Genomic DNA, 26378 nt, shown 5'->3' with positions numbered 1-26378 from the left:
ACTCAAAATCTATTACACTAACAATAACTTAATCGATTCATCATCCTAAGATCACAAACCAACATAAAGCGAATTGACGTGTTAGACGTTTCGCAAGACTTCAATTTTTTTGATCGCTCACAACCTACTCAGTAAACTAAGTAAACCGTGTCGATCTTCTGAAGCCTCTAGCGAGCGCCCACACAAATTATCTGATTATCTATTTTAAAGAGCGTTACCAAGCAAGCTGCTTGGCTGAGGTCGTGTATAATACAGATTTAAATTAAGCACGCAACTATTATTTCAAAAAAACCACTACAAAATAATTGCAGTGGTTTTTATAAACGCTAACGCTCTGAAACTGTTACTTTATTTCAAGAGTTTGCGCTTCAATTTTAGTTTTCCACTCAGCAGGCCCTGTAATATGAACAGACGTACCCGCAGAATCCACCGCAACGGTAACCGGCATATCAACCACATCAAATTCGTAAATGGCTTCCATACCTAACTCAGGAAAAGCAATAACATCTGCTTTTTTGATCGCCTTAGATACTAGGTACGCCGCGCCACCTACTGCCATCAAGTATACAGCACCAAATTCTTTAATGGCTTCGATAGCAACCGGACCACGTTCAGACTTACCAATCATACCCAACAATCCGGTTTTCTCTAAGATCGTATGAGTAAACTTATCCATGCGCGTCGCTGTGGTTGGACCCGCAGGACCCACTGCCTCATCACGAACAGGATCAACTGGCCCTACGTAATAAATAAAACGACCTTTAAGATCGACTGGCAACTCTTCGCCATTCGCCATCATTTCGACCATTTTCTTATGAGCCGCATCACGACCTGTCAACATTTTTCCGTTAAGCAGTACGGTTTCACCTGGTTTCCAATCCTTTACTTGCTCTGGCGTGATGGTGTTTAGATCAACTCGACGAACACTGTCTCCCACTTCCCAAGTAATTTCTGGCCAATCATCTAGTGAAGGTGGAACAAGGTCCGCAGCACCCGTACCATCTAATACAAAATGCGCGTGACGTGTCGCCGCACAGTTTGGAATCATTGCAACAGGCAAAGAAGCAGCATGCGTTGGGTAATCCATGATTTTTACGTCTAGTACCGTTGTCAAACCACCAAGACCTTGAGCGCCAATGCCCAAATCGTTTACCGCTTTGAAAATTTCAAGGCGCAGTTCTTCGATACGATTTTGAGGCCCACGAGCTTTAAGTTCGTGAATATCAATTGGCTCCATCAAGGATTCTTTTGCCATCACCATGGCTTTTTCTGCTGTACCGCCTATACCTATACCAAGCATACCTGGTGGGCACCAACCCGCGCCCATTGTCGGAACGGTTTTCTTCACCCACTCAACAATATCATCAGAAGGGTTCAGCATGGCCAGCTTAGACTTGTTCTCAGAGCCGCCGCCTTTTGCTGCCACATGCACCTCAACTGTGTCACCCGGCACAATTTCCATATGGATCACCGCAGGTGTATTGTCTTTGGTATTTTTACGAGCACCAGCAGGATCATCAAGAATAGAAGCACGTAACACATTATCAGGGTGTAAATAAGCACGGCGCACACCTTCGTTTATCATGTCGGTAACGCTTTTTGTCCCTTCCCACTGAACATTCATACCCACTTTGATAAAAACAGTCACTATGCCCGTATCCTGACAAATTGGACGTTTACCTTCAGCACACATGCGAGAGTTAATAAGAATTTGCGCCATGGAGTCTTTTGCCGCTTTGCTTTCTTCTCTTTCGTACGCTTCATGCACCGCTTTAACAAAATCTAAAGGATGGTAATAAGAAATAAACTGCAACGCGTCGGCCACGCTGTCGATCAGATCATTTTCTTTGATAATGCTCATGCTTCTCTCCTGCTGAGTATTACGGTTAATTCGAAAGCGAAATGGTAAAAGATGCCAGCGCGCAAGGAAAGCATTAAGGTGGGTTTTAAAGAAATATACCCTTCATCATACAAATGAATGAAGGGTATATAGCAAAGGAATGTGTAGGGTGCGTACTTAAACTACAAAGAGATGTTTCCAACAAGCGTCACAGACTAGCGGCTTGCTTTTTGCTCTTGACTGGCGCCTGGTTTTTTCACTGAGTGCTGAATATATTCCTCCAATATTTGCGCAGTAAACTTTTCTCTCTCTGACAATGAAGAAATACGCTCCGCCTCCCAATTAATGAGGCGAATAAACACAGAGTATTTTTTAATAAAGCCATAGCCAACATCGCGCACACCAATGGCATTTTTTTCCATTAGATAAATGACTTGCTCGAGGCTTTTGTGAGCTTCGAATTGACCACCTTCACTGGCCGTAATAAGTAAACGCTGTATATGTTGAACTGGATTTTCGGATGGCTGAGCCTTTTTCTGATGATGATTAGAGTGTAAAAATTTATCCAGCATGTCTTCAGTATGCTGTTCCCGCTGATGCACATCCTGAATTTTCGCTGATTCCCGCTCTAATAGGCGAATAAACAAACTTTTATTTTTAATGTCTGAGAACTCAAGATCTTTCAAAGACAGGCCATTTCCTTCCATCAGCGCAATCACTTTCTCAAACGAACTTTCACCTTCTGCCGACACCGCCATCACTAACTGCCCACGAAGGTCATGCATAATTTGTGCGGCGCGATAATCTTCTTTGCGTTGAAGGTGCTGTCGATAAGACTCTTTGTTTTTTGACAAGGCATCATTAAGAGCCTCGAAATTCTGCGACGCTTCTTGCTCCTCCTTTAATCGTGCCATCCGCAGATTCGCACACTCTGCTTCCCATGCTTCGTACGCCTTAGCTCTGGCCTGAAAAGCACGCTCCATGGCTTCCTCAAAACTCTGCTCGATTCGAGCACGTTCCGAGCGCTCTTGCACTTCTTTTTGCTCGTGTTCGTAACGCTGCTTTTTTTTGCGTTCTAACGTTTCTTTTGCGGCATTTAGCTTTTTATCAAGCACCTCAATATCAGACTGAACCGCTACCTCATCAAACTCTTCGAGTTTTTCATGCATTGCAGACCAGTAACTGTCTTGTTGAAACGGAACTTTAGGGTCGCTGGTCGCATATTGGCTTTTTAACGTTTCAGCAAACGAATCATTCGTCGAAGACGCTGTCCGAAACGCTTGAGCAGCATCAATCACATTATCAGTCGTTGTGTATTGCGATGTGGGCTCAGTTGCCTCGAATGGCTTTCCACCATCTTCATGGCTTTCTTCAGTCGCTTGATTATCCGCCGCATTAGTAACGACCTCTTCTGCATGGAAGCCACTTAAATCGGCATCATCTAATATGGTCCGAGCCGTTTCGTACAAACGACTAGGATCGGGGCTTTTTTCACTGAAACGTCGAGCACGAATTGGTTCTGGAGAGGGTTTAGATGTTGACTCTTTGACATGTCTTGGAGCCGCCCCACCCCAACTCACACGATACAACATGGAGCGTTCGCATAATTGCAAAATCGGTAATTCTTTCTGAGCAATTTGATACTGCCTAATAAGAGATTCAGCATGACGCAAGGCCACCACAGATTCACTGGAATTGGTCGATGTTGCTAGATTCAGCAACTTGACCACTTTCTGAATAGCTTTCTTTCTCTTAGTTATGCTCATAAAACCGATTTCCAAGCGACATTAGAATAATATTAAAATGAACCCTCAACGATGAATAAGCTGACTTTTAACCAACAGGCAAAATTAAATCATCATTGAGCAAGGTTCTTATCTTCTGCAAGATATCAGCCAATTCTTCATCATCATAAGCAACAGCAGGGAGTTTCCCCCAAATTGGGGCCGGCCAGCAGGAGTCGGTCTGGTAGCGCACAACATGATGTAAATGCAATTGCGGCACCTGATTGCCAATGGCGGCAACATTTAGCTTTGTCGCCGAGAAAGCATCGTGCAACGCTTCGGCTAATAAACAGCTCTCTGCCATAAGCTGTTGACGATCCTCTTCAACTAATTGGTAGATCTCTGTTACATCGTTTCGCTGAGGCACCAAAACAAACCAAGGGAATTGCGCATCATTGATCAAACGCAACTGGCACAAATTAAAGCAACCAATCAGAACGGAATCACGCTCTAACACAGGACTTAACTCAAACATCTTTACTATCCCTATTTACAAAAATGGCTTTCGTAAGCACTATAGCACCCTATTTTCAAAAACTCTCAGAGACTTGGAGCTCGCATGACGGATATGCACTGTGCAGTCGATGCACAAGCAAAATTAGCCGAATGCCCACGATGGGACGAACGCACTCAGACACTGTATTTTGTCGACATCGACGCTTTTATTTTATATGCGTACGACACAAAATCAAACGCACTGACAAAGCGTGAGTTTACCGAAGAAATAGGCTGTTTCTCGTTAACCGAAGACGATGGATTTATTGCCGCTTTTCGATCCGGCGTTTACACATTTACAGATTTTACCGCTGAGTTAACACCATACTGGTTGGCCACTTACGACCAAAAGACCACCCGTTTTAACGATGGCCGATGCGACGCCAAAGGCCGCTTTTTATCTGGCACCATGTATTCACCGAAAGATGCCTTTAATGGCGCGCTCTATCAATTCAGTCACGGCTCATCAACTGTGCTAGATCAAGCAGCGTGGACGTCTAATGGTTTGGCTTTTTCACCCGATAGCTCCGTAATGTATTACTCCGATACCCCCAATCATGTGGTGTATCAGTTTGATTACGACATCAATACGGGGCAAGCCAGCAATAAGCGTGTCTTTATTGAATTTCCTCGTGGAAACGGTCGCCCCGATGGCGCGGCGGTCGATTGTGAAGGCAATTACTGGTCAGCACTTTATCAAGGACAACGAGTGGTAAAAATCAGCCCTGCTGGCGAGATTCTTGAAGAACACGCCGTTCCTGCCTTGTACCCCACTATGGTAGCGTTTGGCGGTCCAGATATGTCTACACTGTTTGTAAGCACCTGCAGAGCAGCGCACAGCGAAGAAGAATTGAAAACCTACCCGCAAGCGGGAGGCATTTTTGCAATAGAAACCAATGTAAAAGGGCAAATTGAGCCACGCTTTGCAGGCTAACGCTTTTATAACGCCCAAATAATCAATACCCATACTCTTATTTAACCTCAAGCACAGACACTATTATTATGCGCGCAAGCAACTATTTATTTTCGACCCTACGTGATGCACCAACAGACGCGGTGGTCACTAGCCACCAGCTAATGGTGCGCGCCGGTATGATTCGCCAAATTTCCAAAGGCCTTTATACGTGGCTACCAACTGGACTCAAGGTTTTCCGCAAAGTTGAACACATTGTTCGCGACGAAATGGAAAAAGCAGGCTCTTTAGAAGTTATGATGCCAGGGGTTCAACCTGCAGAGCTGTGGCAAGAAACCGGACGCTGGCATAAATACGGCCCTGAATTGCTTCGCTTACAAGACCGTCACGGTCGTGACTACTGCCTCGGACCAACGCACGAAGAAGTCATTACTGAACTGGCTCGCAATGAAATCACCAGTTACAAACAGCTACCAATGAATTTCTTCCAGATTCAAACTAAATTTCGTGATGAAGTTCGCCCTCGCTTTGGCGTTATGCGTTCACGTGAATTCTGCATGAAAGACGCTTACTCATTTCACGTTGGCGCAGATTCTTTGCAACAGACCTACGATGTAATGCACCAAGCCTACTGCAACGTGTTTGATCGCATCGGTTTGGATTACCGCCCTGTGCGCGCCGATACTGGCAGCATCGGTGGCGCCTTTTCTCACGAATTTCATGTGTTGGCTGACTCAGGCGAAGACGACATTGCCTTTAGCAACTCTTCTGACTTTGCCGCTAACATTGAGCTGGCTGAAGCCGTCTGCTTAAAAGAAAAAGCCGATGAGCCAACGCAAGAACTCAGCGAAGTATTCACGCCCGATTGCAAAACCATTCAAAAAGTCGCTGATTTCTTATCACTAGACGTCACTAGTACGGTTAAAACCATGCTGGTCAAGGCCATTGACGAACAGGGCGAACCCACCATTGCGGCTTTGGTCCTTCGTGGCGACCACAATATCAACGAAATTAAGGTCGAGAAGATTGCTGGCCTGGTCGTGCCATTTGAGTTCGCCGACGAAGCCGACATAATCGCGAAAATTGGTTGCGCTCCAGGCTCCATTGGCCCGAAAGGACTCGAAGACAAGGGCATTCGCATCATTGCCGATCGTTCAGCTGCGGTGATGTCAGACTTCTGCGCGGGCGCAAACAAAGACGACTACCATTACGTTGGCTTAAATTGGGCTCGCGATTGCGCAGAGTTCGAAATCTCCGACATTCGTAATGTGGTTGAAGGCGATCCCTCTCCAGATGGCCAAGGCACCATCGTCATAAAACGCGGCATTGAAGTGGGTCATATTTTCCAACTTGGCCAACAGTACGCAGAAGCGCTAAAAGCAACCGTGCTCGACGAGAACGGCAAAGCGCAAGTCATGCATATGGGTTGTTACGGCATTGGCGTGTCTCGCATTGTCGCTGCGGCCATTGAGCAAAACTACGACGACAAGGGCATCTTGTGGCCAGAAAGCATCGCGCCTTTTGATATTGCTATCGTTGCGATGAACTACGATAAGTCCGAAGCCGTTCGTAACGAATGCGATCGCCTTTATAGTGAACTAAAAGCCAAAGGCCTCGACGTATTACTAGACGACCGTAAAGAGCGCCCAGGGGTGAAGTTTGCCGATTGCGAATTACTTGGCATCCCTCATAGATTGGTAGTTGGTGACATGGGACTAGAAAAAGGCACCTTAGAATACCGATACCGTAAAGCGGCTGAAAACGAAGACATCGCCATTGCTGATGCAGTTGATTTCATCGCCAATAAAAAGTAGCCCTCAACCCGCTTTATTCCAAAAAGTATAAGGCGGGCATCCCTCCAAATTTTGATCGATAAATAGGTGCCAAGATGACCACTATTTACCACAACCCTCGCTGCTCAAAATCCCGACAAACATTGCAATTGCTCGAAGAACACAACATAGAGCCAGAAATACGTTTGTATTTAAAAGAAGCCCCAAGCATCGATGAGCTTCAAACACTCTTAAAGCAACTTGACGTTACACCTTTGGCACTCATGCGTACCAAAGAGACTCTTTATAAAGAACTGGGACTTACAAACGAAAGCAGTGATGAAGAACGACTGCAAGCCATGCATCAACACCCAAGCTTAATAGAGCGCCCTATTGTCATTCACAATGACAAAGCCAAAATCGGTCGCCCGCCAGAAGCGGTTTTAGCCTTGTTCTAATAGGAGCCCCCATGTCAGCAAACCCATATGTTTTGATTTTATTCTACAGCCGTCATGGCTCTATTGCGGAAATGGCGAAACACCTTGCCCGTGGCGTTAACACCGTAAATGGTATCGAAGCGAAAGTACGCCAAGTTCCTGATGTAGCGAGTACAACCACGCTCGCTGCACCCGCATTACCAGATGAAGGCGCGCCGTATTGCACCCTTGAAGAATTAGCCGACTGTGCCGGTCTTGCCATGGGATCACCATCCTATTTCGGCAGCATGGCTGCGCCTCTTAAACACTTCATCGATCAGACGTCGACCTTATGGCTCACTGGTCGCTTGATCAACAAGCCAGCCTGCGGATTCACCAGCGCCAGCACCATGCACGGCGGACAAGAACAATGCCTTCATAGCATGATGACGCCTCTTATTCACCACGGCATGATATGGGCGGGCTTACCCTATAAAAACAAAGCCCTTATCAGCACCCTGTCTGGCGGCACGCCCTACGGCGCAAGTCACCTCGCCAACAGCACTAACGACACCAACCTGACAGAAGACGAAAAAGCCTTGTGTGAAGCGCAAGGCAAGCGCATCGCTGAATTGGCTATTAAACTGTCAAAATAACCGTTTAAGGTGTGAGTAACAGGCAAAAAAAACCGCTCACTGAGCGGTTTACTATTTTTAAGGGACTGGCAACATCCAGAGTATCCAAAGTGCTTTGCGAATCAATGTCGCGGTAACTCTGTGTCTTTAAACAACTGCTCAACGTCTTGACGATTTCCCGCTGACATAGCGGCCATCACCACCTCTTTGGTCAAATGCGGCGCGAAAGACTCTATGAACTTGTACATATAGCCACGAATAAAGGTATTACTGCGAATGCCAATTTTAGTACAACTGTCCGCAAACAGGTGCGAGGCATCTAAAGACACCAAATCCGTATCCAGCGCATCGTCGTAGGCCATTGAAGCCACAATACCGACCCCTAAACCCAGTCGCACATAGGTTTTTATCACGTCGGAATCGGCCGCTGTAAACACCACATTAGGCTGCAAATCAGCCTCCTGAAAAGCTTGGTCCAGTTGTGAACGTCCGGTAAAGCCAAAAACGTAGGTAACAATAGGATATTCCGCTAACGCATCGAGCGTTAATTTACCGACACTGGCTAAAGGATGATCCTTTGGCACCACAACGGAGCGATTCCAAGTATAACAAGGCAACATCACCAGATTGCCGAACTGTTCAAGCGCCTCGGTAGCGATAGCAAAATCCACCACCCCATCATTGGCCATCTCAGCAATTTGCATAGGTGTCCCTTGGTGCATGTGCAACGCAACATCCGGATAGCCTTCAATAAACTGATTGATTACCTTAGGCAAGGCGTAACGCGCTTGGGTATGAGTTGTGGCTATGTCTAAAGAGCCTTTACGCTCATTACTGAACTCCTTGGCAACACGCTTAATGTTTTGCGTTTGACTCAATACATCACCTGCCAAAGCAATAATTTTTTCACCCGCTGGGGTAATATGGGTGAGGTGTTTACCGCTGCGCGCAAACACTTCAACGCCCAACTCATCTTCCAATAAACGGATCTGCTTACTTACACCAGGCTGCGATGTATACAAACTTTGCGCCGTGGCCGAAACATTTAAATCATGGCGTGCCACTTCCCATATATACCTGAGCTGCTGTAACTTCATCATTTCCCTTATTCGAAAAAGAGTTAAAAACATTGTAAAATATTACTTTATAGAATAGTAAAAAAACTCTGTGGTTGCCAGCTTAATTGATTTTTACAGTCTTTTAAAACAGGCATACATGATAACAATTGATTGCTCATTGGTGCCTCGCATTTGGCAGCCTATTCTTGTCACCGCTTCGATCGATTTTAGTGTAAAATGCCTATCCCTATAATAATTAAAAATCATCACCCAGCGGTTCTTTCGCCAATCGAAACAGGATATTGTAAACCGCTACAAACAAAAGTAAAAAAGCAGGAAACCTCGTAATGAGTAACATTCGTCTAGAAGACTTAAACATTGCCTCTTTTACCTCTTTGGTAACACCGAGCCAACTTAAAAATGCGCTACCTGTTAGTGACAGTGTCAGTAATCATGTTGCCGAATCTCGCGATACCATCAAGAACATTATGGACGGCAAAGATCACCGTCTCGCTATCGTGATTGGACCTTGCTCCATTCATGACCCAAAAGCCGCTCTAGATTATGCAGTGCGCCTTAAAGCGCTTGCTGAAAAACTTGACGATACTCTTTACATCATTATGCGAGCCTATTTTGAAAAACCACGTACCACGGTAGGGTGGAAAGGCTTGATCAATGATCCAAATCTTGACGGCACCTTTGACATCGACAAGGGCATTCGTATCGGTCGTAAACTCTTGATCGATTTAGCTGAACTGGGTCTTCCATTGGCCACCGAAGCACTGGATCCTATTTCTCCGCAATACATTCAAGATCTTATTAGCTGGTCAGCCATTGGCGCGCGCACCACAGAGTCGCAAACTCACCGCGAAATGGCGTCGGGCTTATCGGGTCCTGTTGGCTTTAAAAATGGCACCGACGGTGGCCTGACTGTGGCTGTCAACGCGATGCAATCCGTATCTCACTCGCACTCCTTCCTAGGCATCAATGAAAATGGTCAGGTGAGCATAGTAAACACCAAAGGCAACCCTTATGGGCATTTGGTGCTTCGTGGCGGTAACGGTCTACCCAATTACGACGCGGCGAACATTGCGCTAAGCGAACAGGCATTGTCAGCGGCTAACTTAAAGCACAACATCATGGTGGATTGCTCCCACGAAAACTCCAATAAGAAACCAGAACGTCAGGTAACGGTGTTAGAAGACTCGACTCAGCAAATTCTTGATGGCAATCAATCCATCATGGGGCTTATGATCGAGAGTAACATTGGATGGGGCAACCAAAAAGTGCCTGCTAACTTAGCCGATCTGGAATACGGCGTGTCCATTACCGATGCCTGTATTGATTGGGAAACCACAGAGAAATCGTTAACAGCCATGGCGGATGCCTTGCGCGACGTACTACCAAAACGCAACCGCGCATAAGATCAAATAGCCATTAAAAAAGGGAAACAGCGTTAGTTGTTTCCCTTTTTGTTGTCTTTATGGAAGCTCTAGGCATCACATAAAAGCATTATCCGTTACCGTGTGATCTGTTGAGTCTTTTACAGCGGTTAAACCTGGCACTTTTTCAATCAACGTCTTTTCAACGCCTTCTTTTAACGTTAAGTCCACAGCGCTACAGCCTTGACACCCACCACCAAATTTCAAGATGGCCACACAACCATCAACCACGTCGACCAAGCTCACTTCACCGCCATGGGCAGCCAAACCAGGATTGATGTCAGAATACAAAACATAATTAATTTGATCTTCTATCGGACTATCTGACGATACCTTGGGCATTTTTGCATTAGGCGCTTTAATAGTTAACTGACCACCCATTTTTTCAGTGGCGTAATCAACAAATGCTTCGTCTAAAAAGTTGACCGAGTTTTTCTCTATGTACACTTTTAACTTGGGAAGATTCAAGATTTCATCGGTGTCATTTACTTCATCAGGACGACAATAAGCAAGACACGTTTCCGCGTGAGGTGTGCCTGGCTGCTGGATAAAAATACGCACAGCAATTCCTTCAACACCCTGCTTTTCTAACAAAGAAGATAAATACTCTTGAGCGTTATCTGTAATAGTAATATTCATAGTAAACCTTTCAAAATCAATAAAACGATCAATGCCAAGCATATTACCGCAGTTACACAGCAAAGCCAAAGACCCAGTAAACAAGTAAGGTATTTTTCCTCTTTTCTAAACAACTGACACAGAGCCAACCTCAAAGAAGTGTCACCGTATCAATAAGCATTATAACTAAAACAACTTAATATATAGTCAAATATTCATATTTAGTATAAGCAAGATTTGCTAGTATACTCTTACCAAAATTTATCAACCACGGTTAACCTCACTATGTATCAATACGACGACATTGACCAACAGCTTGTTGAAGAGCGCGTAGCGCAATACCGCGATCAAACTCGACGCTACTTAAACAAAGAATTAAGTGAAGAAGCGTTTTTACCTTTACGCTTACAAAACGGTCTATACGTGCAGCGTCATGCTCCAATGTTGCGCATCGCTATTCCCTATGGCATGTTGTCCAGTGTTCAATTACGCACATTAGCCGACATTAGCCAACGCTACGATCGTGCTTATGGGCATTTTAGTACTCGTCAGAACTTACAGTTAAACTGGCCTAAACTAGAAACTGTGCCTGATATCTTAGCGGAACTTGCACAAGTGCAAATGCACGCCGTACAAACTAGTGGCAACTGCATACGAAACACCACAACAGATCAATACGCTGGCGTAATCAAAGACGAGATTGTTGATCCTCGTCCTTACTGTGAACTGATTCGTCAGTGGTCAACCTTTCACCCTGAGTTCGCTTTTTTGCCGCGCAAGTTTAAAATTGCTGTCAACGCAACAGAATCAGCCGATAGAGCTGCGACTCAAGTCCATGACATCGGCCTGCATATCAAGAAAAATGAAGCAGGCGATATTGGCTTTAAAGTCATTGTGGGCGGTGGACTAGGTCGTACGCCTATGGTTGGCGTAACCATAACTGAATTTCTGCCGCGCGAAGACTTGCTAACCTATTTAGATGCAATTTTGCGGGTGTATAATCAACAGGGACGCCGTGATAATAAATACAAAGCACGCATCAAAATCTTAGTAAAAGCACTGGGTATTGATGAATTTCGTCAGCGCGTCGAAGCCGAATGGGCTCATTTAAGAGGCAAAGAAAGCACAGTGCCTATGAGTGAGTTCGATCGTCTAAGTCGATTCTTCACTGAACCTGAGTATCAAGTTTTAGAAGATCAACCCAATATCCTGACAACCAAACTAGCCGAAAGCGCAGGGTTTGCTCGCTGGTATCAACGCAATACATTTGAGCACAAAAAATCAGGGTATCGCATTGTCACCTTAACGCTCAAAAAGCCGGGACAAGCACCTGGCGACGCAACCGCTGAACAAATGATTAAAGCGGCTGATTTAGCCGATCAGTACAGTTTTGGTGAATTACGTGTCAGTCATGAGCAAAATCTAGTTCTTGCGGATGTTCGACAAGATGAGCTAATCAATGTTTGGGAAGCCGCAAAAGAACATGGCTTTGCAACGCCAACCCTTGGGCTGCTGACTGACATGATCTGCTGCCCAGGCGGGGATTTCTGCAACCTTGCCAACGCTAAATCTATCCCGATTGCTGATCAAATCCAGGACACCTTTAACGACCTCGATTATCTTTACGATTTGGGCGACATAGACCTCAATATTTCAGGGTGTATGAACGCTTGCGGTCATCATCATGTGGGTAACATTGGCATCCTAGGTGTAGACAAGAAAGGCGAAGAGTTCTACCAAATTTCAATTGGTGGCGCATCAGGTCACGATGCAAGCATTGGTAAGATTCTCGGGCCTTCATTTGGCCAAGAGCAAATCAGTGACATCATTCAAAAATTGATGAACGTATACGTTGAACATCGTACAGAAGAAGAGAAATTCATTGATACTTACCGCCGTATCGGCATCACTCCATTCAAAGAGGCCGCTTATGCCAAAGCTCATTAAAAACGGTGAAATCGTCGACAACACTTATGTTTGGCTAAAAGACTCAGAACAAGACGTTGTGGCTAATGCCATAGTGCCGGCAAAGAAGTGGCTGGATGAACAAGATCAAATCGGAGAGGTGGCCGGCATCTGGCTAGACGCTGGAGATGGCGTTGAATCCTTACAAGGTATCGACCTGTCACAGTTTGCCGTCATCGGCATTTACTTCCCCGTATTTGTTGATGGCCGCGGCTTTAGCTACGCGCGACTCCTGAAAGAACGCCTCAATTATCAAGGCGAAATCAGAGCCCTTGGTCATTTCATTCCAGATCAACTAGGCTACTTGTTGCGTGTTGGCTTCAACAGCTTCCAATTTAATGAAGACGTTGACCTTGAAAAAGCCCTAGCGTTACACAAGCCATTTTCAGTGGCATATCAAGGGGATACTGCAGAGCCTAAACCTATGTTTTTACGCCGTTAACCCTAAGTTTTACGTAAATCTCTGATAAAAGGCCATATGTATGGCCTTTTTTATTGCGTATTTGCTGACGCATGATTATCGTATAAAGCAGTTAAAAGTGATTGATAATTGAAGGAACTTTACGGTGTCTAAAATACGCATTTCAAGCCTACTTATTGGCGCCCTACTTTCTGCGGCAGCTCATTCTGCCACAGTGTATGTCTCAGACATTCAGTTTGTCGCGATACGTGAAGGCCAGGATAATAATACCCGAGCGGTAGAACGCGGCTTAAAAAGCGGAACGCCCCTTGAATTGCTAGAGCAACAAGGTGGCTACACAAAAGTAAGAACCCCTAGCGGAAATGAGGGCTGGGTAGCCGATTATTTTTTAAGCGATGACATGGTGAGTCGAGATCAATTAAGCACACTACAAGATCGACTAACACAAAGTACCAATGACAAAGCTGAAATGGCAGATGCCTTAATTGACGCAGAGAATACAATTCAACAGCTCAGCGAACTCAATAGCGCGATGCAAGATGAAAACTCTCAACTCAAAAAAAGCATTACCGATACTGCAGAACTTACAGAAAAAGCACAAAGAATTGTGGCGCAAAACCGAGATGTCAGCTATCAAATAGAAAGTTTAAAACAACAAACAGCCAATGCCCTTGCACAAGCGGAAAGTCTAAAAAGCTCTACCGCGCAAAAATGGTATATGCTCGGCGTTGCAACCTTGCTAGGTGGCTTAATATTGGGGATTTCTTTGCCAATGATGCGTCGCAAGAAAAACAATACAGGATCTTGGTCGTAATAGCGGATTTAACGACAGATTAAGAATGGGCCGTAAAGCAATCCGCACTGGATTCTTGATGGCCTTAGCAACTTGTTTTTGTTGTACCTAAGGTTCTTTTTCCTCAAAATGACATCAAAAGCACTCAAATATAAAGGGGATAAGTGGTTTCCATTACATGCAAATGTACAATTTATCACTAGTTATCAATACCATAGAACATTTCTGAAATGCTTTCCCCTTGCCCCTTTCTTTAAACATGCAAAATATAATAGAATAGCGCGAAATACCTGACTGCAATACAAAAAGTCTTGTATACTAATGCGCAAATTTCGTCCTCACTTATTTAGAGTAATGTAATGGCTGACTTATCAAAATACAGAAACATCGGTATTTTTGCTCACGTTGACGCGGGTAAAACAACCACCACAGAACGTATCCTTAAACTTACCGGTAGAATTCACAAAATTGGTGAAACTCACGAAGGTGAATCTACTACCGACTTTATGGAACAGGAAGCTGAGCGCGGTATTACTATCCAGTCTGCGGCTGTAAGTTGTTTCTGGAAAGATCACCGTTTTAACGTTATCGACACACCTGGACACGTTGACTTCACAGTAGAAGTTTACCGTTCTTTGAAAGTTCTTGATGGTGGTGTTGGTGTATTCTGTGGTTCTGGTGGTGTTGAACCACAATCAGAAACTAACTGGCGCTATGCTAACGAATCAGAAGTTGCACGTTTGATCTTTGTCAACAAACTAGACCGTTTGGGCGCTAGCTTTTACCGTGTAACTGAACAAGTTCAAAAAGTACTGGGTGCAACACCACTTATCATGGTGCTACCAATTGGTACAGAAGACGAGTTCTGCGGTGTTGTTGATCTTCTTAGTCGTAAAGCTTACATCTGGGATGAGTCTGGTCTGCCAGAAAACTACAAAATCGAAGATGTTCCTGCTGACATGGTTGATCAGGTTGAAGAATACCGTGAGAAACTAATCGAAACAGCCGTTGAGCAAGACGACGATCTTATGATGGCATACATGGATGGTGAAGAGCCTTCTATCGATGACATCAAACGTTGTATCCGCACCGGTACCCGTGACCTTGCGTTCTTCCCAACCTACTGCGGTTCAGCGTTCAAAAACAAAGGCATGCAGCTTCTTCTTGATGCTGTTGTTGATTACCTACCAAGCCCAACAGATGTTATTCCGCAAGATCTTACGGATGAAGAAGGTAACCCAAACGGCGAAAAAGCCATCGTTTCCGCTGACGAACCGTTTAAAGCACTTGCATTCAAAATCATGGATGACCGTTTTGGTGCCCTGACTTTTGTTCGTGTATATTCTGGTGTATTGAATAAAGGCGACACGATTCTAAACAGCTTCACCGGCAAAACAGAACGCGTAGGTCGCATGGTAGAAATGCATGCAGACGATCGTAAAGAAATCAGCTCAGCGCAAGCCGGTGATATCTTAGCGATTGTTGGTATGAAAAACGTACAAACAGGTCACACGCTTTGTGATCCTAAACATCCTTGTACGCTTGAAGCCATGGTCTTCCCTGAGCCAGTAATCTCTATTTCTGTTACGCCAAAAGACAAAGGCGGTAATGAGAAAATGGGTATTGCTATCGGTAAAATGGTTGCAGAAGATCCAACATTCCGTGTTGAAACAGACCAAGATTCTGGCGAAACTATCCTTAAAGGTATGGGTGAGCTTCACCTAGATATCAAAGTGGATATCTTGAAACGTACTTACGGTGTTGATTTGATCGTTGGCCAACCACAGGTTGCTTACCGTGAAACCATCACTAAGCCAGTTGAAGATACTTACACGCACAAGAAACAATCTGGTGGTTCTGGTCAGTTCGGTAAGATCGATTACCGCATCAAACCAGGTGAGCCAGGCTCTGGTTTCACATTCTCTTCTTCTGTAGTAGGTGGTAACGTACCAAAAGAGTTCTTCCCTGCTGTAGAAAAAGGCTTCAAGTCCATGATGGACGAAGGTGTTCTAGCTGGCTTCCCAGTACTAGACGTTGAAGTTGAATTGTTTGATGGTGGTTTCCACGCCGTTGACTCCTCTGCTATTGCCTTTGAGATCGCTGCCAAAGGCGCTTTCCGTCAGTCTATTCCAAAAGCTGGCGCTCAGTTGATCGAACCTATCATGAAAGTAGATGTGTTCACGCCTGATGATCACGTTGGTGATGTTATCGGTGACCTTAACCGTCGTCGTGGTATGATCAAAGACCAAGAGAAAGGCTTGACTGGCGTTCGCATCAAAGCAGACGTTCCTCTATCTGAAATGTTTGGTTACATCAGTACTCTACGTACAATGACATCTGGTCGTGGTCAGTTCTCTATGGAGTTCTCTCACTACCTACCATGTCCTTCTAACGTAGCGGAAACAGTTATTGCTGCAGTGAAAGAGAAGAAAGAACAAGAACGAAAAGACAAGTAATACCTGACTTTTTGTTAAAAAAACCCGATGTTTTTGCATCGGGTTTTTTATTGCCTAAAATTTATTGTCACATCGCCAATCAGTCTTTTATCAAGACACAAAAAAAGCGCCGAAGCGCTTTTAGAATACCGTTATATCCACCAACCTTAGAAAGGAACCGGATATAGCTTAAAGACCGCCATGATGTCTTGTAACGCCTCATCAGACAGATTCAAATCAAAAGCATCCATGTCCTCTTTAAGCTGCTCAAGCGATGTTGCCCCGATGATAGTAGAACTAACACCATCAACTTGATCACACCAAGCCAGAGCCAACTGAGCAGGCGTCATCTCATATTTTTTTGCCACATCGACGTAGGCTGTCACTGCTTTGTCTACAAGTGGCGTATCACGAAAAATCCCATGACGTTGAGCGTATGTCCAACGACTACCCTCAGGGCGCGCACCGCCTAAATATTTACCTGTTAGTGCGCCTGCCGCTAAGGCCGACCAAGGCAAATACGCAACGTCTTCGTGAACACAATGTTCAATTAAGTACGGCCAGTCTTTGGCGTGTAACAAGCTGAATTCATTTTGAATAGATGCCACGCGTGGTAAGTCGTGTTTCTCACTCAAACGAAGAAACTCGCTAATACCCCAAGTAGTGTCGTCCGATAAACCAAAGTGGCGTATTTTCCCCGCTTTAATACAAGCATCAAGACCATGAAGAATGTCTAATATTTGCGCAGATTGCTCGTTACGTTCTACATCGCTAAACGAAATCGTACCTGGGAAATGCTTAGCAAAATGCGGCGTCGTACGATTAGGCCAATGCAATTGATACAAATCGATATAGTCCGTCTGCAAACGCTTTAAAGAAGCATCCACGGCCTCGATCACTGTTTTACCCGATATATTACTGCCGCCTCGAATGTACTTTAAGCCAGGGCCTGCTATCTTGGTGGCTAAAATGAATTCTTCCCGACGCTCTGGGTGACGAGAAATCCAATCACCAATAATCACCTCTGTTTTACCATAAGACTCAGCGGTAGGCGGCACAGAATACATTTCAGCCGTATCAATAAAATTCACACCATTTGCCAACGCGTATTCAATCTGTTCGTCAGCGTCTGCTTGGTTGTTCTGCGTTCCCCATGTCATTGTGCCTAAACACACTCGAGAAACATTTAAACCGGTTCGGCCAAGTGGCACATACTTCATTATTACTGTCCTTAAAAGTCAAAGAAGACGATAGAGTGCGTAAAATAATAAACCATATGCGCCCATCCCCCAAACTAATGCTCAAGTAAATGTTCGTATCGGCGATCCGTTAATGTTTTCAAAAATGCCACTATGGCATCGACTCTCTCGTCTTTTAACGCTGGGCCTGATTCTAAATTTTCGAAATCAATATTCTCTGCCACTTCAGGCTCACCCCATACCTCACCGGTTTCTGGGTTGATAGTGCGCTTAGGGTTGTTGTATTTATCATAAAACAAAACAACGGTACGCAAATCTTGAAACACACCGCTGTGCATATACGGCCCCGTCACCGCCACGTTTCGCAAGGAAGGCACTTTGAATTTACCGGCTTGATTCACGTCTTTAACCGCTGGATTTTCTAGCAGGCCGAGGTCTTTCTTATACCCTTCCCTGGCAACTAAAGCAGGATTAGCGGGCACACCAATATTTTTATATTCAAAATTGGTAAAGGTCTCTTGAGGGTGAAAAGGCGATGTATTTAACTGATGGCATGCATTACAATTTGTAAATTGCTGTGAGAAAAACAGTACTTTACCCAGTTCTTCTTGCGGCGTCAGCTTAACTTCCCCACGTAACGCTCGATCGTACTTAGAATCAAAAGGCATAAACATTTCAGTCTTTTCAAACGATGCGATGGCATCCGTTATCGCCGAATACCCTTTTTTAGGATCATTCAGGACATCTTTGCCATACAAATCGTCGAACATGGCTTGATAACGCTCATTGGCTTTGACTCTACTTACCACATCTGCGCCGTTAGGCAATGCCATTTCTACGGGGTTCAAAAAAGGCCCCTCTGCTTGCTCCGCCAAACTGGACGCTCGGCCATCTAAAAATTGCCCACCACGATATTCGCCGTCAGACATTTGATGAAACATCGGAGAAAACGCCGCATAAGCCGCCGACGGCGTGTTACGTGTTCCCATAGAATGCATGTCGCTGCCTAACGACACAGCGCCTTGCAACACATCACCTCGGCTGTCGATAAAACCATGGGCTATATCGTGGCACGTAGCACAGGACTGATTGCCTTCTTTAGACAAACTGGGATCGAAAAACAACTGTGCACCAAGCAGTGCTTTCGGATCGGTAGAAGGAATGGGCAACACATTGGATTGACTAGAGACTTTAGGCTGGGCACTTAATTGCTTAGGCTCACTGCAAGCAGAAAGAAAAGAAGCCGCTAGCACACCCACCAAAAACATTCGCAGCATATTTGATCACTCTATCGCGTCATGAAAAGAACATTCATAATACACCGATGGAAAAACCCAGTACACCAATGATAATCAATCTTACTTGAAAAACACAAAAAAAAGCGCTTAACAGGATCTGTATCAATCATCCTACTAAGCGCTTCTTTTAAACAGCCATTATCTTGAAAAAACGGCTTTTACTCAGGCAAGGTCACATTCAACTCCAATATCGAACAATCGTCGGTATTGTCCAACTGAATTTGAACGTCTTCGCTGCCAATGTTCACATACTTACGTATAACATCGATAATCTCTTGCTGCATCTGCGGCAAATAATCAGGCTGACAACGCTTAGTACGCTCATGGGCAACAATAATCTGCAAACGATCTTTCGCTACAGAAGCCGATGTTGGAGCATTTTTACTTTTAAAATAATCAAAAATTCCCACTCTAGCCTCCCAGCAAACGTTTGATAAAGCCTTTTTTCTGCACTTCTAAAAAGCGCAACGGACGCTCTTCACCCATCAAACGATCAACCGCATCGCCGTAGGCCATTCCCGCTTCAGAAATAGTGTCTAAAATGACTGGCGTACCTTGGTTAGACGCTTTCAATACCGCTTCAGATTCAGGAATAACGCCCAACAAGGGAATAGCCAGAATGTCTTCTACATCCGAGACACTGAGCATTTCGCCCAAAGCAACGCGTCCTGGGTGGTAGCGTGTTAACAACAAATGCTCCTCGATCGGCTCTTTACCCTCCTCGGCGCGTCTGGATTTGCTTTGCAAGATCCCCAAAATACGATCTGAATCGCGCACAGAGGATACTTCAGGGTTGGTCACAACAATCGCTGCATCAGCAAAGTACAGCGCCATTTGAGCGCCTTTTTCAATGCCCGCTGGAGAGTCGCAGATAATGTACTCGAACTCTTTTGCCAACTCTTCCAGTACTTCCTGCACCCCTTCAATGGTCAAAGCATCTTTATCGCGTGTTTGTGAAGCGGGTAAAATGAACAGGTTTTTAGTGCGTTTGTCTTTAATCAGCGCCTGAGACAAGGTCGCTTCTTTGTTGATCACATTCACAAAGTCATACACCACACGACGTTCGCAGCCCATGATCAAATCCAGATTACGCAAACCCACATCAAAATCAATAATGACGGTTTTGTGCCCTTTCAACGCAATACCAGTACCAATAGCAGCACTCGAAGTTGTCTTACCGACCCCCCCTTTGCCCGAGGTGACCACGATAATTTTTGCCAATGCTATATCCCCCGATAAACCCTCTTTGGGTTTATCTTACAAATAAATCTTAATGTTAAAATTGAAGTTAATGTTAAAGCGGTGCGATTTCTAAATTATCGTCAACTAATAACACTTGTGCGCTGTCTTTCCAAACAATGTCTTGTAACGCGTCAGTCAACATAAAATTCCCTGCAATAGAAACCAATTCGGCCTCCATGCTTTTACAAAAAATACGCGCTTCCACATCCCCTTTAACACCAGCCAAGGCACGACCTCGTAGAGCGCCATAAACATGAATATTGCCATCGGCTAACACTTCTGCTCCGGCACTGACCTGAGCCAGAACGATCAAATCTCCTTCAGCATACACTTGCTGACCAGAACGAATCGGCTTACTGATCACCTTGGTTGATTGGGGTACTAACCGTTCTTCAACAACCGTTTTGACCACCACATCAGGGCTCACCTCTTCTTTGGGCGTGGCCGCATTACTGATGGCTCTTGCTTTGCTCGCCGGTAACAATGGAATGGTTACTGACGATTTCCATACCGGTAAATTTTCTGGATCACAACGCCACCCAATAACGCCTAACCCCAAACCACTCACTGATTGAATAAGGGTCTCAAATTCTTCTAATGTGATGCCGCGCTTCATTTTCGAAATATCGATAATAATAGGCGCTTGATTGAAAAAATGCGGTACTTGATCAATTTTTTCTTTTAAATGATACACAATATCATTCAATGAGAAGAACTGAATCTCTAATAATATCGTAGTAACAACACTTCCTTTGAGTCGGAAGCCTGAGTCAGTCATGCAAACTGTCCTTTTTTGATGCCCAGAAGATCATTTAGTGCCTCAGACAGAGGCTAAACGATCAACAAACGAGCTATTGGTATATTCTATCAAGCCAATGAATTAAAGAAAGTGACATAAGCACATTCTTTACACATTAGACACCGAGTATTTTTCTGCTCAACGCAGGCAAATCAATACTCAGCGCCTGATTTAGAGTAAAAGTTTAACCATTTGATTTGGTTGCTATTTTACAATGTATTGACTGAATTGCACCCGCTAATCTCATGGCTCATTCGCTAAAGCTTGATAACTCCGAACGAACAGCAAATTCGCTTGATAATCGGCTCACGCCCAGACCACTTTGCTTAGTTAATTTGATTTGCACCGGAATGCGCTCTTTCAACGCCGTAATGTGGCTAATAATGCCAATGGTTTTGCCCGATGCATGAAGATTATCTAACGCGTCCAAAGCCGACTCCAACGTTTCTGTGTCTAACGTGCCAAACCCTTCATCCAAAAATAACGAGTCAATGCTGGTTTTGTGAGACACCAGGTCCGATAAAGCTAACGCCAACGCTAAACTTACCAAGAAGGACTCCCCACCCGACAATGTTTTGGTGTCCCTTGTCGTGTCGGCCTGCCACGTATCGACAACAGCCAACGACAAGGCGCCGGCGTGTCTCATGAGCTGATAACGACGATGCAAAATAGTTAGGTGCTGATTAGCAAGATACACCAAATGATCCAGAGTAAGACTTTGGGCAAAGCGTCGAAATTTCGCTCCATCGGCAGAACCAATCACATGATTTAGACGCTCTAAATGTATGAAGGCTTCTCGACGTTCAGTCAATTGCTGCATTGACGCCTTCGACTGCTCTCGGCGCTGTTGCTCCTCGCGAATTTGCTGCGTTACCACGCCCCATTGTCGATGCAAAGCTTGCCTGTCTTCTTCAAGCTGATAGCACTGGGCGTTTAGCTGATCTAACGCTAAACGCAAAAGCGATTCATTATCTGGTTTCGATTCAAGACACTGATCGAGGGACTCTTGCGCTTGCTGTAATAATGTTTGTCCTCGTGAGACTGCGTTTTTAAGCTGTTCGGCGTGCTGTTGATATTGCTCCTTTTCCTCTTGAGACAAGATGGCGCTTGACCAAGCTGCGTCATCTGAAAAGCCTTTGTCTTTTAGCAATCGCGTCCAATTTTTCACGGCGGCTTCGTACTCAGCCAGAATGCTCGTATGCGCTTTTTTCAGCGTCGCTAACGTGGCTTGCAGTGATGCGATGTCTTCAGCAAGACGGTGTTTTTCGGTTGTGTATTTATCTACCGCTTGTTGTTTTTCGGTTAATCTTGCTTGCGTTTCTTCTCGCCATTGAGCCACACTTTTCTCTGCCAACAAACCCTTTAACTTGGTGTGGATTTGTTCGAGAGAATCAACAAAACCTTGCGCCTTGCTTTGAGCTTCTTGTAAAGAGTGCTGGGTGTCTGCCACCTGCGCCTCTGTGTGTTGACATTCTTGGCGAATCTTGTCCTTTTGCTGTAGCAGCGCATCGTGTCCAGCTTTGCTTTCACGCCACTGATCTATGTCGTTCTGTAACGACGCAAGCACAGCATTTATCTCAAACTCTGCGGTCGATGCTGAATCCAAATAGTGCTCAGGCACCGCAGCCGCTCTCAGCGCCTCGATTAAACTTGCCAAGGTGGTATCGACGTCGCTTTCTAGGGCAAGTAAGGCTTGTTGCTGAGTGTTTAAGGTTTGCAGCAACAGCTGACATTGGGATTCTACTTGTGTGCATTGCTGCTGCACGGAGGTCATTTGGTTTTGCAGCTCTTGCAAGGCAGCATCTGCTGTCAGCCAAGCCTGGTGTAACTGATCGACCTGAGTCGCTTGTTCGCTGAATGCAAGCCACGTCTCTTTCACCGCCTGTAGACGCGCCCTGATTTTTTCGTCATCGGCAACATCAAATACTTCTTCAGGAGCCAGCAATGTCAACCATTCTTTTAGCTCGAGCTCGGACGCCTGCAGACTCGACTGCATCTGCTTGCCCTGTTCCGATAGACTCTTTTGTTCTCGAACCGTTGCTTTGGCCACTTCCGACAGCTGAATACCCTGACTCTTTAGCCGTTCTAACTCAGCCACCAGTTGATCATATTCCGCTTGGCGACCAGAATCGGTTGGGTACAAGGCATGGGGAAAGTCGTGCTCAATCGAACCACACAAAGGGCAAGCCTCTTGATCCGCCAAGTCTTGGCGCAATGTCGTTAAGGCAACAATATGACGCTCGGCGTCAACTAGTTTTTCAAGCGTGGTTTTATGGTGATTTTTTTCACTGTAACGAGTTCTTAGAAGTACGAGCTCACTTTGTTGCTGCTCAATACGCTGATCCAACGTCGCCAAGGTCTCTCCCAGAACAGCGTATTGATGATGTAACTCTTGGTGACGACCGAGGTGCTTCCAAAGTGATTGAGCATCACGATAATGTCGCTCTGATTGATGCAAGGCGGCTTGCCATTGGGTGATATCCCGCTGTCCAGAGCATTGCATGAAAGCATCTCGTGCCGTCAAAGCAACTTGCTCTTGCTCCTTAATGGCGTGATGGAGCTGCTCGGACTTCGCCTGATGGCTGACAAATGCTGTCTTGGCGGCATCGTATTCTGCGTTGGCCGAGGAAACACTTTTTTTAAGTGTCAGCGCTTTATCCCGGTTTTGCGTAATAGATTGCGCTTGGTGATGCCAGTTAGACAATTGGCTTTCAATTTTCTCGGGTTCCTGCCACTTAGCCAAAATAGCGTCGCTTTTCTCGCTCGCTTGTTGAAGATCACTTAGCTGACTGGTCAGCGCTTGTTGCTGCGTTTGCTGCTGTTGTCTCTTTTCAATGAGTTGATTTACTCGCTCTGCAGCATCATTAGATTGCGCAGTAAGAGTGGCTTGTTGAGATAATAAGGGCTGAACGTCTTGTTCTATTTTTTGAGTTAATGCCACCCACTCTGCTTGAGCATCCGCTTTATCAGACAAGGCTTGCGTTAGTTTCGCTTCTAAAGACGCGCTAGACTCTGCACGTTCAGCTAATTGAGACTCACATTGGCTTGTTTCATCTTGATTTTGCTCTAGCCTTTGTTTTAAGGCTTGTTGCTTATCAAAATCTGGCAGTAAAGTTTGTGCTGTTAACGCCTGATCCAATGCCGCTTGCTGAGGTTGAAACGCCTTTAATGCTGCTTCAGACTCTTTTACTTCTTGCTGATATTGGGCAAGGCGTTCCATGGCGTGTCGCTCTTTTTGTCGCCACGCCAATACAGTCTGATGATCGTTCAACACTTGAGCATTTTGCTTGTCAGTTGCTTCAAAAGACGCTTCGCTCTCTTGTAAAGCAGATAACGCCTCATCGGTCAACAAGACCATTTGCTCATTAAACGCCGCGAGAGACGCTATCGTCTGTTTTTCGGCTTTGTGCTTCTCAAACACCCATTTAGACACATCGCCATAGATTTCAGTGCCGGTTAATTCTTCTAATAATTCTGCTCTGTCATTCGGTGAAGCATTCAAAAAGGCCGAAAAGCCGCCTTGGGCGAGCAACATGGATTTGGTGAAACGCGAAAAGTCCAATCCAGTAAGCTGAGCAATGGTGTCGATTTTTTCGTTGATTTTTGTGGTGATAATGGTGCCATCAATCTCGCATAGCTCACAGGTCATGGGCTGTAACTTGCCTTCGCTGCTGCCACGGGCACGACGTTGTCCCCAAAACGCACGATAGCCCTTGCCCTTAATTTCAAACTCCACTTCCGCCAAACATTCCGCGGTATGCTGTGTCATTACTTCATTTTGGCTAGGAGACACTTTTAAGCGCGGCGTCTCATGGTAAAGCGCCAGACAAATGGCATCCAACAGAGTCGACTTGCCAGCGCCAGTGGGCCCAACAATGGCAAAGACGCCGGCGTCATCAAAGGGCGCCTTGGTGAAATCAATTTCCCATTCGCCTTTTAGCGAGTTCAAGTTTTTCAGACGTAATTTGCATATTTTCATCGTGCTGACTCCTGAATCGCGTTTGCTTCTTTCCATTCGGCCAAGCAGTCATTAAACAACAGGGTCAAGGCGGACGTGTCGTTTTCGTCCAAATCCAATTGGGTAGCCAGACTTTGCTCAAACACATCGTTCACGGTCAATTCGGACAAGGTTTGACGCTCAACAAAGTCGGCGGTTTTTCTCTCGGCGGCACTTTTTCGCATTACTCTTAAAAGCTCAACCGGCTTATTTTCCACTACTTCGAGCAGCCGTTTGTGCACATCGCTTAGATACTCATCGGCGATCACAGTGACTTCAAGCCACAAAGGCTGTTCGTCGCTTAGAGCAAGGGCTTCTATTTGTTCGATCACTTCTTGCAAGCTGCCTTTGATGCTTAACATGGCTTGAAAGGTAGGAATAGGGATGATTTTTAGCGGCTTGACTGGATCGGCGAACAAATCGTCTGCAAAACGAAATTTTGCCAACAAATCCACATCGATTAACACCAGACTTTTTTCTCGACCAATTTCATCGAAACTTAAAGGAATGGGAGAGCCACTGTAGCGAAAGCGACCGTCCTTGGTAATGCCTTGGGCACGATGAATGTGCCCCAAAGCGAGATAATCAAACGTCGGAAATACCGACGTAGGCAAGGCTTCTAGCGTGCCCACATACAAGTCGCGAACCGACTCACTGAGTTGACCGCCCATGGCTGTCAGGTGCCCCGTACCAATAATGGGCACCGGTTTTTCTAACCGTCTGTTTTTAACGCAAGCGGCTTGATAGACACGACGGTAAAACTCGCCAATTTGCTGCAATAGACTGTGTTTTTTCTCTTGTTCAGATTGGCCAGAAAAGCTCGTCATCACATCTTTTGGTCGTAAATACGGCACAGCACAGACCCATACCACCACGTCGCCCTGTTCATCGTACAAGGGCACAATATGTGACTCAAGGTCACTCACACTGGCTTGGCTGGATACGTGCGCGTTTAAATACGTCAGTAAACTTTTAGATTCATTCAGCATGCTCACCGAATCGTGATTGCCTGCCACCACAATCATCTGACAATTGCGTGCTTTCATGTCTAATACCAGCTGATGGTACATTTCTCGTGCGTAGCTTGGCGGCGAACCGGTATCAAAAATGTCTCCCGCGATGATCACCGCGTCGATGGCCTCTTCATCCACCAGCGCCAATAACCACTCGATAAAGGCTTTGTGTTCTTCTCGGCGGGATTTTCCCATAAAGTGTTGACCAAGATGCCAATCGGAAGTGTGAAGAATTTTCATTAA

21 protein-coding genes are annotated in these 26378 nt (G+C 45.3%); 9 read left to right on the top strand and 12 right to left on the bottom strand.

Translation table 11 applies throughout. The features are described 5' to 3' along the window. Positions 1-343 precede the first annotated feature (343 nt). The 3 genes from J9B83_RS03695 to J9B83_RS03685 all read right to left on the bottom strand — a co-directional run bounded on the left by J9B83_RS03695 (position 344) and on the right by J9B83_RS03685 (position 4099). Positions 344-1861, bottom strand: a complete 1518-nt coding sequence (locus tag J9B83_RS03695) for a fumarate hydratase (RefSeq protein WP_211535374.1) — start codon at positions 1859-1861, stop codon at positions 344-346. Between the two features lie 194 nt (positions 1862-2055). After that, the gene (locus J9B83_RS03690; protein WP_211535373.1) at positions 2056-3606 is read right to left on the bottom strand and encodes a DUF2786 domain-containing protein; all 1551 of its coding nucleotides are present in this window, start codon (positions 3604-3606) and stop codon (positions 2056-2058) included. Between the two features lie 67 nt (positions 3607-3673). Then, positions 3674-4099 (bottom strand): HIT domain-containing protein, encoded by a 426-nt coding sequence (locus J9B83_RS03685; protein ID WP_211535372.1) that lies wholly within the window; start codon positions 4097-4099, stop codon positions 3674-3676. Positions 4100-4183: 84 nt separating this feature from the next. Here J9B83_RS03685 and J9B83_RS03680 point away from each other — a divergent pair, with 84 nt between their 5' ends. From J9B83_RS03680 to wrbA, 4 genes are all read left to right on the top strand, one after another. Next, positions 4184-5053 (top strand): SMP-30/gluconolactonase/LRE family protein, encoded by an 870-nt coding sequence (locus J9B83_RS03680; protein WP_211535371.1) that lies wholly within the window; start codon positions 4184-4186, stop codon positions 5051-5053. 68 nt (positions 5054-5121) lie between these two features. After that, on the top strand, positions 5122-6846 hold the full coding sequence (locus J9B83_RS03675; protein ID WP_211535370.1) for a proline--tRNA ligase: 1725 nt from the start codon (positions 5122-5124) through the stop codon (positions 6844-6846). A gap of 74 nt (positions 6847-6920) precedes the next feature. Continuing rightward, entirely contained in the window at positions 6921-7262 is a 342-nt protein-coding gene (gene arsC / locus J9B83_RS03670; protein ID WP_211535369.1) for an arsenate reductase (glutaredoxin), read from the top strand. 11 nt (positions 7263-7273) lie between these two features. Then, positions 7274-7876 carry an NAD(P)H:quinone oxidoreductase gene (gene wrbA, locus J9B83_RS03665; protein WP_211535368.1) on the top strand — a complete coding sequence of 201 codons (603 nt, stop codon included), beginning with the start codon at positions 7274-7276 and terminating at the stop codon, positions 7874-7876. Between the two features lie 101 nt (positions 7877-7977). Here wrbA and cysB read toward each other — a convergent pair whose 3' ends face one another. Beyond that, complete coding sequence (gene cysB, locus J9B83_RS03660; RefSeq protein ID WP_211535390.1) at positions 7978-8952, bottom strand: HTH-type transcriptional regulator CysB; 975 nt, start codon at positions 8950-8952, stop codon at positions 7978-7980. Positions 8953-9260: 308 nt separating this feature from the next. Here cysB and J9B83_RS03655 point away from each other — a divergent pair, with 308 nt between their 5' ends. After that, a complete protein-coding gene (locus J9B83_RS03655; RefSeq protein ID WP_211535367.1) occupies positions 9261-10337 on the top strand; it encodes a 3-deoxy-7-phosphoheptulonate synthase in 1077 nt (358 codons plus the stop codon). A 75-nt stretch (positions 10338-10412) separates the two neighbouring features. Here the strand turns inward: J9B83_RS03655 and nfuA are convergent, their stop codons facing one another. Next, on the bottom strand, positions 10413-10994 hold the full coding sequence (gene nfuA / locus J9B83_RS03650) for a Fe-S biogenesis protein NfuA (RefSeq protein WP_211535366.1): 582 nt from the start codon (positions 10992-10994) through the stop codon (positions 10413-10415). 264 nt (positions 10995-11258) lie between these two features. On the opposite strand from nfuA, the gene J9B83_RS03645 reads away from it, so the two are divergent. From J9B83_RS03645 to fusA, 4 genes are all read left to right on the top strand, one after another. Further along, entirely contained in the window at positions 11259-12920 is a 1662-nt protein-coding gene (locus J9B83_RS03645) for a nitrite/sulfite reductase (RefSeq protein ID WP_211535389.1), read from the top strand. Beyond that, a complete protein-coding gene (locus tag J9B83_RS03640) occupies positions 12904-13380 on the top strand; it encodes a DUF934 domain-containing protein (protein ID WP_211535365.1) in 477 nt (158 codons plus the stop codon). The genes J9B83_RS03645 and J9B83_RS03640 overlap by 17 nt, the downstream gene beginning before the upstream one ends. Before the next feature lie 124 nt (positions 13381-13504). Then, positions 13505-14173, top strand: coding sequence for a TIGR04211 family SH3 domain-containing protein (locus J9B83_RS03635; protein ID WP_211535364.1), 669 nt, complete (start codon positions 13505-13507; stop codon positions 14171-14173). A gap of 338 nt (positions 14174-14511) precedes the next feature. Beyond that, on the top strand, positions 14512-16608 hold the full coding sequence (gene fusA, locus J9B83_RS03630; protein WP_211535363.1) for an elongation factor G: 2097 nt from the start codon (positions 14512-14514) through the stop codon (positions 16606-16608). 146 nt (positions 16609-16754) lie between these two features. Here fusA and J9B83_RS03625 read toward each other — a convergent pair whose 3' ends face one another. From J9B83_RS03625 to sbcD, 7 genes are all read right to left on the bottom strand, one after another. Continuing rightward, positions 16755-17807 (bottom strand): aldo/keto reductase, encoded by a 1053-nt coding sequence (locus J9B83_RS03625; RefSeq protein ID WP_211535362.1) that lies wholly within the window; start codon positions 17805-17807, stop codon positions 16755-16757. Between the two features lie 74 nt (positions 17808-17881). Then, positions 17882-19063 (bottom strand): cytochrome-c peroxidase, encoded by a 1182-nt coding sequence (locus tag J9B83_RS03620; RefSeq protein ID WP_211535361.1) that lies wholly within the window; start codon positions 19061-19063, stop codon positions 17882-17884. Between the two features lie 179 nt (positions 19064-19242). Further along, positions 19243-19494 (bottom strand): cell division topological specificity factor MinE, encoded by a 252-nt coding sequence (gene minE, locus J9B83_RS03615; RefSeq protein WP_211535360.1) that lies wholly within the window; start codon positions 19492-19494, stop codon positions 19243-19245. Position 19495: 1 nt separating this feature from the next. Next, entirely contained in the window at positions 19496-20305 is an 810-nt protein-coding gene (minD, locus tag J9B83_RS03610; RefSeq protein ID WP_211535359.1) for a septum site-determining protein MinD, read from the bottom strand. Positions 20306-20378: 73 nt separating this feature from the next. Continuing rightward, positions 20379-21104, bottom strand: a complete 726-nt coding sequence (gene minC / locus J9B83_RS03605; protein ID WP_211535358.1) for a septum site-determining protein MinC — start codon at positions 21102-21104, stop codon at positions 20379-20381. Between the two features lie 271 nt (positions 21105-21375). Beyond that, a complete protein-coding gene (locus J9B83_RS03600) occupies positions 21376-25104 on the bottom strand; it encodes an AAA family ATPase (RefSeq protein WP_211535357.1) in 3729 nt (1242 codons plus the stop codon). Continuing rightward, a complete protein-coding gene (sbcD, locus tag J9B83_RS03595) occupies positions 25101-26375 on the bottom strand; it encodes an exonuclease subunit SbcD (RefSeq protein ID WP_211535356.1) in 1275 nt (424 codons plus the stop codon). The genes J9B83_RS03600 and sbcD overlap by 4 nt, the downstream gene beginning before the upstream one ends. Positions 26376-26378 lie beyond the last annotated feature (3 nt).

Source organism: Marinomonas vulgaris (genome assembly GCF_018145875.1).
Classification (GTDB): Bacteria; Pseudomonadota; Gammaproteobacteria; order Pseudomonadales; family Marinomonadaceae; genus Marinomonas; species Marinomonas vulgaris.
Note: the sequence above shows the minus strand (reverse complement) of the source record. Positions and strands in the feature narration are given on the sequence as shown.

Bases quoted from the DNA above. Each gene is read 5' to 3' on its own strand.
- wrbA (WP_211535368.1), top strand. From the start codon at position 7,274: ATGTCAGCAAACCCATATGTTTTGATTTTATTCTACAGCCGTCATGGC.
- J9B83_RS03690 (WP_211535373.1), bottom strand. From the start codon at position 3,606: ATGAGCATAACTAAGAGAAAGAAAGCTATTCAGAAAGTGGTCAAGTTG.
- fusA (WP_211535363.1), top strand. From the start codon at position 14,512: ATGGCTGACTTATCAAAATACAGAAACATCGGTATTTTTGCTCACGTT.
- J9B83_RS03620 (WP_211535361.1), bottom strand. From the start codon at position 19,063: ATGCTGCGAATGTTTTTGGTGGGTGTGCTAGCGGCTTCTTTTCTTTCT.
- sbcD (WP_211535356.1), bottom strand. From the start codon at position 26,375: ATGAAAATTCTTCACACTTCCGATTGGCATCTTGGTCAACACTTTATG.
- J9B83_RS03640 (WP_211535365.1), top strand. From the start codon at position 12,904: ATGCCAAAGCTCATTAAAAACGGTGAAATCGTCGACAACACTTATGTT.
- J9B83_RS03680 (WP_211535371.1), top strand. From the start codon at position 4,184: ATGACGGATATGCACTGTGCAGTCGATGCACAAGCAAAATTAGCCGAA.
- J9B83_RS03695 (WP_211535374.1), bottom strand. From the start codon at position 1,861: ATGAGCATTATCAAAGAAAATGATCTGATCGACAGCGTGGCCGACGCG.
- J9B83_RS03655 (WP_211535367.1), top strand. From the start codon at position 9,261: ATGAGTAACATTCGTCTAGAAGACTTAAACATTGCCTCTTTTACCTCT.
- cysB (WP_211535390.1), bottom strand. From the start codon at position 8,952: ATGAAGTTACAGCAGCTCAGGTATATATGGGAAGTGGCACGCCATGAT.
- J9B83_RS03685 (WP_211535372.1), bottom strand. From the start codon at position 4,099: ATGTTTGAGTTAAGTCCTGTGTTAGAGCGTGATTCCGTTCTGATTGGT.
- J9B83_RS03645 (WP_211535389.1), top strand. From the start codon at position 11,259: ATGTATCAATACGACGACATTGACCAACAGCTTGTTGAAGAGCGCGTA.
- arsC (WP_211535369.1), top strand. From the start codon at position 6,921: ATGACCACTATTTACCACAACCCTCGCTGCTCAAAATCCCGACAAACA.
- J9B83_RS03600 (WP_211535357.1), bottom strand. From the start codon at position 25,104: ATGAAAATATGCAAATTACGTCTGAAAAACTTGAACTCGCTAAAAGGC.
- J9B83_RS03625 (WP_211535362.1), bottom strand. From the start codon at position 17,807: ATGAAGTATGTGCCACTTGGCCGAACCGGTTTAAATGTTTCTCGAGTG.
- minC (WP_211535358.1), bottom strand. From the start codon at position 21,104: ATGACTGACTCAGGCTTCCGACTCAAAGGAAGTGTTGTTACTACGATA.
- J9B83_RS03675 (WP_211535370.1), top strand. From the start codon at position 5,122: ATGCGCGCAAGCAACTATTTATTTTCGACCCTACGTGATGCACCAACA.
- nfuA (WP_211535366.1), bottom strand. From the start codon at position 10,994: ATGAATATTACTATTACAGATAACGCTCAAGAGTATTTATCTTCTTTG.